The organism is Brachybacterium sp. ACRRE, assembly GCF_022346485.1.
Classification (GTDB): Bacteria; Actinomycetota; Actinomycetes; order Actinomycetales; family Dermabacteraceae; genus Brachybacterium; species Brachybacterium halotolerans.
On sequence record NZ_JAKRMO010000098.1, the window covers coordinates 1 to 9407 of the forward strand.

Below are 9407 nucleotides of genomic sequence, written 5' to 3' on the forward strand. Positions count from 1 at the left end.
GTCGGGGGCCCTAGCGACGGGGGAGCCGAGGGGCAGGCTGTGCTGACCTGGGGCCGACGAGGCCGACGGTCAGAACTGCTCAGTCGGCGTGGCGATCGGAGCGAGCGCCCAGGCGTCCCGGCCACCACATGAGGTCTCCGATCAGGGAGAACAGCGCGGGGACCAGCACCGTGCGCACGAGCACCGTGTCCACGAGGACGCCGAGCCCGACGATCAGGCCCAGCTGGCCGAGGACCACGAGCGGCAGCACGCCGAGCGCGGCGAACACCGCGGCGAGCACGATCCCGGCGCTCGTGATGACCACACCCGTCGAGCCGACGGCCCGGACCGTGCCGCGCACCGTGCCGAACCGATCTGCCTCGCGACGGATCCTGTGGGTGAGGAAGATCGTGTAGTCCACGCCGAGGGCCGCGAGGAACAGGAACGCCAGCAGCGGCACGGTGACGTCGAGCGCGGGGATGTCGAAGAGCGTGCGGCCCACCCACAGCCCCAGCCCGATCGACGCGAGCGTGCTGACGAGGTTCGCCGCGAGCAGCACGAGCGGGGCCACGAGCGCCTGCAGCAGCACCACGAGCACCACGAGGATCACTCCGAGGATGATCGGCGCGATGAGCAGAAGGTCCCGCATCGAGTCGTCGTGGACGTCGAGCGCCTGCGCCGAGGTGCCTCCCACCAGCGCTTCCGGCGTGACGCCGTGGACCGCGTCGCGGAGGGCGAGGACCTCCTGGTCGGCCTCCGAGGACTCGGACTGGGCGGTGCCCGTGGCCGAGAGGACGGTCTCGCCACCGGGCGTGGTGCCGCTCTCGGTGACGGACTCGATGCCGGGGACGTCCTTCGCCGCGGTCGTCACGGCCTTCGCGTCCGTCGTGGGGACGGTGATCAGGTGCGGGCCGGACTGGCCGGCGCCGTAGTGCTCGGCGATGGTGGTGAAGCCGGTCTGGGACTCGTTCGCCGAGGCGAACTGCTCGCTCTGCGAGAGGCCGACGCGCGTGCCCAGCAGACCGGTCGCGCACACGGCCAGCACGGCGAGCGTGCCGATCACCGAGAGCACCGGACGCGCGGTGACACGGCGGGCGACAGCGGCGAAGACGCCGCGTTCGGCATCATCGGTCCCGGTCCCGGTCCCGGTCCCGGTCGCGGAAGGCGCCTCGCCGGCATCCGCTCCGCTCTGAGCAGGACGCGGGACGAAGGGCCAGAACACCCGGCGCCCGGTGATCGCGAGCAGGGCGGTGAGCGGGAACAGGACGGCGAGCAGGGCGATCACGAGACCCACGGCCGCGGCGATGCCCAGCCCGCGGGTCGCGGGCATGACGGCCAGCACGAGCGTGAGAAGCGCGAGCACCACCGTCACGTTCGACGCGACCACGGCCGGCGCGGTCTCGCTCCAGGCGCGGCGCAGCGCGACGCGGTGGTCGTCGCTGCGATGCAGCTCCTCGCGGTACCGCGAGATCAGCAGCAGCGCGTAGTTCGCGCCCGCGCCGAACACGAGCACGCTGATCACGCCCGCGTCGAAGGCCAGGGAGAAGGTCTCGCCCATGCGCGAGGTGACGGCGCTCGCGACGCCGTCGGCCGCGCCGACCACCGCGAGGGGCAGCAGCCACAGGACCGGGGAGCGGTAGGTGAGCAGCAGGAGCACGCCGACCACCGCGATCGTCACGATCAGGAGGCGGAAGTCGGCGCCGGCGAAGGCGCCGCGGATGTCGGAGCCGACGGCGGGGCCGCCGGTGAGCTGCACCTGGAGGTCGCCGGAGACGGCGCCGTGGGCGACCTCGCGCAGATCAGCGACCTTCGCGTCCACCGCATCGTCGCCCGCGCTCGTGTCGATCGGCGCGAGCACGAGATCGGCGTGCCCGTCCTCGGAGGGCATCGGCGGCAGCTCGTCGCCGTCGGTCGCGTCCGCGAGGGCGGAGCGGAGGTGGGCGACCTGCTGCTCGTCGTCCGCCGTCAGCTTCCCGCCGTCGGTGCGGGTGACCACGGCCATCACGGTCTGCTGGTCCGCGTCGGGCAGCTGGTCGGCGACCGCTGCGGCTCGCGAGGACTCGGCGCTCGCCGGGAGCGCGTCCATCCCCGCGGCGGGTCCGGATCCGCGCAGACCCATCAGCGCGAGCGCGAGCAGCGCGGCGATCGCCAGCACGGCCCAGGCGGAGCGCCGTCCGGTCAGGAGCGCGGCGATCCGCGCGAGGGCGCGGGCGGGTCGGGACGGTGCCGACGTGGTGGCGGGCGTCGGCGACTGCGTCGGGGAGCTGGTCGAGGTTCTCATCGTTCTTCCTGGTCGCGCGGGGTTCTCGGGGCCGCGGCGACCTGCGCCGCGGTACGCGATCCACGCTAGGAACGGCCTCGTCGGACGGAATCAACCGTTCGATGTATTCGACCTGTGACCCGCAGCGCCGCCGCGCCTCGGCGTGCTCCCCGGCGCCTCATGTAGGAATGGGGGCATGGAGAACCGACCCACCTACGGCTACGGCGCCGACGACCCGGATCCCGCCGAGCGCCCGCGACCCAGCTACGGCTACTCGGCCGGCGACGCCGAACGCGCCGGAGGGGCCGACGGCGCGGCGGCCGGAGCGGGCGGCTCCTCCGCGGGAGCCCCGGGTGATGCCTCCCTGCCCGCGCACCAGATCCCGGGAGGCGACCAGGCGGGAGCGCCCGTGTGCCCCCGCCATCCCGACCGCGTGAGCTACGTGCGCTGCAAGCGCTGCGGCCGGCCCGCGTGCGGCGAGTGCCAGCGCCCCGCGCCGGTGGGGATGCTCTGCGTGGACTGCGAGAAGGAGCTCGCCGCGCAGCAGCGCTCCGCGAGTCCGCGCAACATGGCCGGTGGGCGCATGGGCAGTTCCACCCCGTTCCTCACCTACGGCGTGATCGGCCTGTGCGTGGTGCTGTTCCTCGGCCAGACCCTGATCCCCGGGGGCGCCGTCGAGCAGGCCCTCATCTACGCCCCCGTGCGCACCCTCGCGATGCCCTGGACCCTGATCACCACCGGGTTCCTCCACGGCGGCGTGTTCCATCTGCTGCTGAACATGTACGCGATGTACCTGGTGGGCACGCACCTCGAGCGCACGCTCGGGCACTGGCGATTCGGTGCGATCTTCATGCTCTCGCTGTTCGCGGGGCAGGTGGCCGTGCTCCTGTTCGCGGACCCGGCGAACCCCTCCTCGTGGGTCGGGGCGACGCTCGGTGCGAGCGGCGGCATCTTCGGCCTGTTCGGGACGCTGCTGATCGTGAACCGGCGGATGGGCGCGGAGACCACGCAGATCCTCGTGCTGATCGGGCTGAACCTCGTCATCACCTTCACGATCCCCAACATCTCCTGGCAGGGGCACCTGGGTGGTCTGGTGATGGGCACGGCGCTGACCGCGGTGATGTTCGCGCTGCGTCCGAAGGCGAGCCCCGGTGCCGACCGCGCGGCGCTCGCTCGACGCTCGGCGCTCATCCACGGCGGCGTGCTCGCCGCCGGGCTCGTGCTGTGCCTCGTGCTTATCGCGGTGAAGATCGCGACGGTCCCCGCGGGGTACCTGCCGCTGCTCTGAGGCGCGGGGCCGCGGGGACCGACGGCCGACGGGGGACCCCGGCTGTGGAATCACACGCCTGTGATTATCCCCAGTTGTGGATAACTTTGGGGACAACCGCCGATCGCGTGTGGAACCGCGGGGGACGGAGGCCCTGAACCTGTGGACCGGAGGTGTCCGAGAGGCGTCGGCATGGTGCGACAGCCTCCATGACCTGCGGTACGAAGCGCTCCACCGTGCGGAATCACAAACCTGTCATTCGTCCCCAGGTGTGGAGTTCTCTGTGGAAAACCCTCTCAGGACTCCACACCGCCGGTGATCCGGAGGTCCTGATCCGACCGGAGAGCGGCCTCGACCATCCCCACCAGGGCTCGCGCGGCGTCCTCGGCGCCCACCACGTCGGCCGACGGGACGTGCACGAACCCGCCGCGGACGGCGACGCCGGGATCGCCGGCCTCGCTCGCGTCCGCCTGCAGTGCGTGGCACAGCCGGTAGAACACGTCGTTGCACACGTACGTCCCGGCCGACTGCGAGACTGCGGCCGGCACGTCCTGCTCCCGCGCGGCCTCGACCATCGCCTTGATCGGCAGGGTCGAGAAATAGCCGACGGGTCCGCCGTCCACGCAGGGGGCGTCGATGGGGGAGCGGCCGTCGTTGTCGGCGATGCGCGCGTCCTGCACGTTGATCGCGACCCGCTCGGGGGTGATCGCGCGCCGTCCCGCGGCGAGACCGGTCGCGATCACGAGGCGCGGTGAACGCGCTGCGACTTGCTCGAGCAGCAGGTCGGCCCCGCGGGAGAACACGACCGGGAGGCGCACCGTCCCCACGCCCACCCCACGGGCCTCCAGCAGCGGGGCGGCCCGCCGCACCGCCTCCCATGACTCGTTCGTCGCGGCCCCCGCGAAGGGCTCGAACCCGCTCAGCAGCACATCGATGCTCATGAGGGCAGGGTAGGCGCCTCTACTCTGGGCGCATGCCCGCCTCGCCGACGCCCGACCAGCCCCTGCCCGACCAGCCCCTGCCCGACCGGTCCTCGCCCGTCGGACCGTCCCAGGACCTCGACGCCCTGCACCCGCCCTTCGCCCTGCGGGTGCGCTCCGGCCCGCTCACCCTGCGGGTCCTCGCCGATCGCGACCTCCCGGAGTACGCCGAGCTGCTGCGTCGGCCGATCTTCGCCGACCCCGACGCCCCGCACGTCTTCCCCTGGTACGCGCGGCCGGAGCAGGAGCGGATCCGCGAGGCGATGCGGTTCCAGTGGCGCCTGCGCAGCGAGCTCTCCCCGGAGAGCTGGTCGCTGACCCTGGGCATCTGGGCCGACGGCCGGCTGATCGGCTGCCAGGACGTCAACGGGAAGCAGTTCGCCGTGCGCCGCACCGTGACCTCGGGGTCCTGGCTCACGCGGGACATGCAGGGCCGCGGCTACGGCGGCCTCATGCGCCGGGCAGTGCTCGTCCTCGCTTTCGACCACCTGGGTGCGGTGCGGGCGGAGTCGGCGGCGGTCGTCGGCAACGAGCGCTCGTACGGCGTCTCCCGCTCCTGCGGCTACGTCGGCAACGGCACCGAGATCGTCGAGCAGAACGGCCGAGCCGTCGAGCATCAGCGGTTCGTCGTCACGCCGCAGACCTTCCGGCGCGGTTCCCGGAGCGTCGAGGTCGAGGGGCTCACCCCGGAGCTGCGCGCACTGCTCGGCGCTCCACCGGCAGGCGCCGCGAGCATCTGAGCGCCTCGTCCCTCCGGGTCGCGGAGCGACGCTGCTCCGCGACCCGCCCCACCACCACAGAGGGGTTTTGGGCGCCGGAGCCGTGGCTCCGGCGTGCGTCAGGCCGTGCGCTCCGGCGGACGCTCGCGCGGGTGCTTCGCACGCAGGACGAAGTAGTTGATCGCGCCCACGAGCGCGAACACGACCACGCCGAAGGCGATGCCGAGCAGGAGCGCGCTGCCCACTGACGCGCCGCCCAGAGCGCCGAATCCGATGATCGCTGCGGCCAGGGCGATCACTCCGGCGACGGCGCCGTTCAGAGCGGCGCGGGTATAGATCTGGTTCGAGCTCATGGGAACCTCCATGCGAGTTCCTGTGCTGCGGTGCCGACCCGTCCGGATGCCGCAGAAGCGCGACATCGTCGCAGACAAGACGTGTTCTCACGGTAGAGTCGGCGGCGAGCCAGGGCCACTTCTGCACGGAACGTGAGGGCAACGGTGACGGATCTGGAACGCTATCGGCGCACCGACCGCGCACAGGACGTCGGGTTCGTCTTCGGTGCGCTCACGGCCGCGAGCCTTCCCGGTCCGGGCCTGCTGCGCCTGCTCGGCCGCCTCCACATGACCGAGTCCGCGGCGCACAGCACGCTCGCGAAGATGGTGCGGATGGGCCGGCTCGACGTCGAGCGGCACGGGCGCGTGGGCCTCTACTCCCTGGGCGCTCCGCTCGCGCGCCGATACCGCCAGATCGAGGGCACCGCGACGCCGGCCACGTGGTCCGGAAGCTTCCACGGCCTCCTCCACCAGGTCCCCGAGAGCGCCCGCTGGTTCCGCGACCGCCTCACCTACTACGCCGACTTCCACGGGTTCGGCTCCCTGCGCCCCGGCGTCCTGATCAGCGCCCGGGCCGAGGCGGACACTGTGCTCGGCCAGCTGGGCGAGGTGCCCGAGGGAGCCCTGGTCCACCGTGTGCAGATCACCCCCGAGAGCATCGAGGAGGCGCGGGGCATGGCGGAGGCGACGTGGGATCTCGCCGAGGTCGGCCGTCGCGCCGAGGACCTCACGGCGCGGATCCGTGCGCTGCGGGGGAGCGTCGAGCTCGCAGGCCGCCCTGCGGACGACGCGCCGCTCTGGGACGTGTTCGGACAGTGGAATGCGCTCTACCAGCAGGTCCTGCGCGTCGTCCTCGCCGACCCCCATCTTCCCGCGGAGCTCCTGCCGCCGCGCTGGCCCGTCGGCGCGATGTTCGCCGAGCTGAACCGGCTGAACAGCCGATGGGGGCCGACGCTCCAGCCGTTCCTGCGCGCGCAGGTCGAGCAGGCCGCGCCGGGCCTCGCCCGGTACGAGCCCGCTCCATGGGAGCGCACCCGGTAATCGCGCAGTCGCCGCGCAGGGCCACGCAGAGCCACGCGGGAGCCGCGCAGAGCCGCGTGGGAGTCACGCCGGGCCGCGCTGGGGCGGGACCGGCGGGTCCGGGCGCCCCTTCAGACCCCGTCGGCCGCGAGGCGCAGCGCCGCGCGGGCGGCGGCGTCGGCTCCGGGCGCCTCCTGGACGCAGCGCGCGAGGAGCCAGCGCGCCGTCCTCTCCGGATCGAGGCCGGTCAGGTGCGCCATCCGGGCGCTGAAGCCCGACGGGTCCTCGACCAGGCGGTCCTCGGCGTTGAACATGTGCTGCAGCAGGTCGTAGTGCGGGTCGCCCACGTAGGGCTTCGGGTCGATGACCCGCCAGGAAACGCCGCGGTCCGGTCCCTCGCCGTCCGCTGCGAGCACGTTGTGGTGGTGCAGATCGGTCGCGAGCAGCACCTCCGGGACGTCGCCCTCGCGGGGGAGCGCGCGGAACAGGTCCAGGCCCCGTCGCACCAGCTCGTCCGGCAGACCGCGGGAGTCGCGGGCGAGGCGCTCGGCGGCCTCGTCGGCCCACCAGGCGCACATGTGCGCGAGCGGGCGGAAGCCGTGCTGGGGTGCGCCGGGGAGGTCGTCGGCGGGGATCCACAGGCGACGCAGCAGACCCGCGACCACCTCGTCCTCCTGCTGGGGCGGGAGCCCGCTGCGCGCGAGCGTCGCGCCGGGGCGCACGCGCTCCATGAGCAGCACGCTGAGCGCGCCCTCGCGGCGGGCCTCGAGCACGCGAGGCACGATCGGGCCGGGCGCATCCCGCCCGGAGTCCCTTCCTGCGGACCAGATGCTCATCCCGAGCGCCTCGTCGCGGGCCTCCTCGTGCGCCCACGCGACCTTGAGCACCAGGTCCTCGCCGCCGGCGCCCGTCGCCGCGCCCACCCAGCCGGTCGACCCCTCGGGGAACGCCGCGCCCAGCGTCAGGCCCAGGCGCTCGGCCCAGGCGTCCCGGGCGGCCAGGATCTGCGCGTCCGACGGCCGCGGTTCCTGCGTCGGCCCGGTCTCGGGCCCGGTCTCGGGGGTGGGATCGGGCCGATGGTCGCCCTGCGGGCTCATGGCCGGCGCCCGAGGAGGATCAGCTCGGCGGTCGCGTCGGTGATGGGGCCGCCGGACCAGTCGCCGCACACCTGCTCCACGGCGAAGCCCGCGGACTCGAGGTCCGCGCGCAGCACGTCGAGCGGCCGGAAGATGAGCGTCTCCTCGGCGCCGCGTCGCGCGGAGCCCTCGCGCTCCGTGACGCCGCGATGGGTCTCGACGACCCCGTCGGCCCCGCTCTCGTCGACCTCGAGGAGCTCGACCCAGCTGGTGAACTCGCCGCCGTCGGGGTGGGGGAAGGTGCCGCGCGTGCTCTCCGGCGTCCAGCGCTCCCACGCCCGCCGTCGCGGGTCGCGGCTCTCGAAGGCGAGCATCCCGCCCGGCCGCAGCGCTCGATGCGCGTCCCTGAGCAGCGTGCGCCACGCGTCCGCTGGGACGATCTGCTGGGCGGCGTGCCCGGTCATGACCGCGAGGTCCGCCTCGCCCTCCGGCGCGGCGTCGGCGGAGCCGAGGATCCAGGTCACGCGCTCGCCGCCGGGGCGCGTGCGCGCGATCTGAAGCATCGCCTCGGCGGGGTCGACGCCGATCACGCAGTGGCCGTCGGCCGCGAGATCGACGCCGAGCACCACCGTGCCGCAGCCGATGTCCAGGACCGTGAAGGGCGCGCCGGCCCCGCCCGCCGCGGCGTCGCGCAGCTCGCGGGCCAGGCGCCGATAGAACTCGACGTCCTCGCGTCCGGAGTTCTCGGCGTCGTACAGCCGCGCGGACTCGGGATCCTCGTAGGGGTTCGTGGAGGGGAGCGTGCTCACCTCGGCGACGCTAGCGGGGCGCGCCCGAGGATGGCGAGCGAATAGACCGCACGCCGAGGGGCCGCACGCCGCGCCGCGCCGAGATGTGCCGTCTGTCCGTTCCGGGCGGTGCGCCTGAGTGACAATGACCGGGTGAAACCGTTCCTGCTCATCGCGACCCGTCCCGAGGACGAGGTCGCGCAGTCCGAGTACGAGGCCGTGCTGCGCCTGACGGGCCTCGCGCCCGAGCAGCTGCAGCACATCCAGCTCGACCGCACGCCGATGCCGCCCATCGACCTCGAGGCGATCTCGGGGATCATCGTCGGCGGCAGCCCGTACAACACCTCGGACGACGCCGACGAGAAATCCCCCGACCAGGTGCGCGCCGAGCGCGAGCTGGGGGAGCTGCTGGACCGCGTCGTCGAGGCCGACTTCCCCTTCTTCGGCGCCTGCTACGGCGTCGGGACCCTGGGCGTCCACCAGGGCGCGATCGTCGACCGCACCTACGGGGAGCCCGTGAGCGGCATCGACGTCGAGCTCACCGACGCCGGCCGTGAGGACCCGCTGGTCAGGGCCTCCGGCGTCCCCGACAGCTTCCTCGCCTTCGTGGGCCACAAGGAGGCCGTGCACGTGCTGCCCGAGCACGCCGTGCTGCTGGCCACCGGCCAGGGCTGCCCCGTGCAGATGTTCCGCGTGGGCACCTCGCAGTACGCCACCCAGTTCCATCCCGAGCTGGACAACGATGGGCTGGTCTTCCGCATCCGCGCCTACCGCGACAACGGCTACTTCGACCCCGCCGAGGAGGAGGAGCTGATCGAGCGCGTGCGCCCCGTCGACGTCCACCACGCCGCGAAGCTGCTGCGCGCCTTCGTCGAGCTGCACGCCCGCTGACCCCGTCGGCCGGAGCATCGGACCGCCCGTCCGCGCGGACCCCCGCGCCGGACTGATTCCTCGCATTCGTGGGCCAAAAGGAGGCCGTGCTCGTG

General features: G+C 73.4%; 9 protein-coding genes. 4 read left to right on the forward strand and 5 right to left on the reverse strand.

Translation table 11 applies throughout. The features are described 5' to 3' along the window. Positions 1-79: 79 nt before the first annotated feature. Complete coding sequence (locus tag MHY49_RS18090) at positions 80-2260, reverse strand: MMPL family transporter (RefSeq protein ID WP_239206489.1); 2181 nt, start codon at positions 2258-2260, stop codon at positions 80-82. 175 nt (positions 2261-2435) lie between these two features. On the opposite strand from MHY49_RS18090, the gene MHY49_RS18095 reads away from it, so the two are divergent. Further along, the gene (locus MHY49_RS18095) at positions 2436-3527 is read left to right on the forward strand and encodes a rhomboid family intramembrane serine protease (RefSeq protein ID WP_239206491.1); all 1092 of its coding nucleotides are present in this window, start codon (positions 2436-2438) and stop codon (positions 3525-3527) included. Positions 3528-3802: 275 nt separating this feature from the next. On the opposite strand, the gene MHY49_RS18100 is transcribed toward MHY49_RS18095, so the two are convergent. Further along, positions 3803-4447, reverse strand: a complete 645-nt coding sequence (locus MHY49_RS18100; protein WP_239206493.1) for a pyroglutamyl-peptidase I — start codon at positions 4445-4447, stop codon at positions 3803-3805. Between the two features lie 32 nt (positions 4448-4479). Here MHY49_RS18100 and MHY49_RS18105 point away from each other — a divergent pair, with 32 nt between their 5' ends. Then, a complete protein-coding gene (locus MHY49_RS18105; protein WP_239206495.1) occupies positions 4480-5226 on the forward strand; it encodes a GNAT family N-acetyltransferase in 747 nt (248 codons plus the stop codon). A gap of 98 nt (positions 5227-5324) precedes the next feature. Here the strand turns inward: MHY49_RS18105 and MHY49_RS18110 are convergent, their stop codons facing one another. Further along, positions 5325-5558 carry a hypothetical protein gene (locus tag MHY49_RS18110; RefSeq protein WP_200502349.1) on the reverse strand — a complete coding sequence of 78 codons (234 nt, stop codon included), beginning with the start codon at positions 5556-5558 and terminating at the stop codon, positions 5325-5327. Positions 5559-5702: 144 nt separating this feature from the next. Between MHY49_RS18110 and MHY49_RS18115 the strand changes: the two genes are divergently transcribed. After that, positions 5703-6578: a PaaX family transcriptional regulator C-terminal domain-containing protein gene (locus MHY49_RS18115; RefSeq protein ID WP_239206497.1), complete on the forward strand. Its 876-nt coding sequence runs from the start codon at positions 5703-5705 to the stop codon at positions 6576-6578. A gap of 110 nt (positions 6579-6688) precedes the next feature. On the opposite strand, the gene MHY49_RS18120 is transcribed toward MHY49_RS18115, so the two are convergent. Continuing rightward, on the reverse strand, positions 6689-7654 hold the full coding sequence (locus MHY49_RS18120; protein ID WP_239206499.1) for an aminoglycoside phosphotransferase family protein: 966 nt from the start codon (positions 7652-7654) through the stop codon (positions 6689-6691). Next, positions 7651-8442: a class I SAM-dependent methyltransferase gene (locus tag MHY49_RS18125; protein ID WP_239206501.1), complete on the reverse strand. Its 792-nt coding sequence runs from the start codon at positions 8440-8442 to the stop codon at positions 7651-7653. Before MHY49_RS18125 ends, MHY49_RS18120 begins: the two co-directional genes overlap by 4 nt. A 132-nt stretch (positions 8443-8574) precedes the next feature. On the opposite strand from MHY49_RS18125, the gene MHY49_RS18130 reads away from it, so the two are divergent. Further along, entirely contained in the window at positions 8575-9312 is a 738-nt protein-coding gene (locus tag MHY49_RS18130; RefSeq protein WP_228357055.1) for a glutamine amidotransferase, read from the forward strand. The last annotated feature ends 95 nt before the right edge of the window (positions 9313-9407 follow it).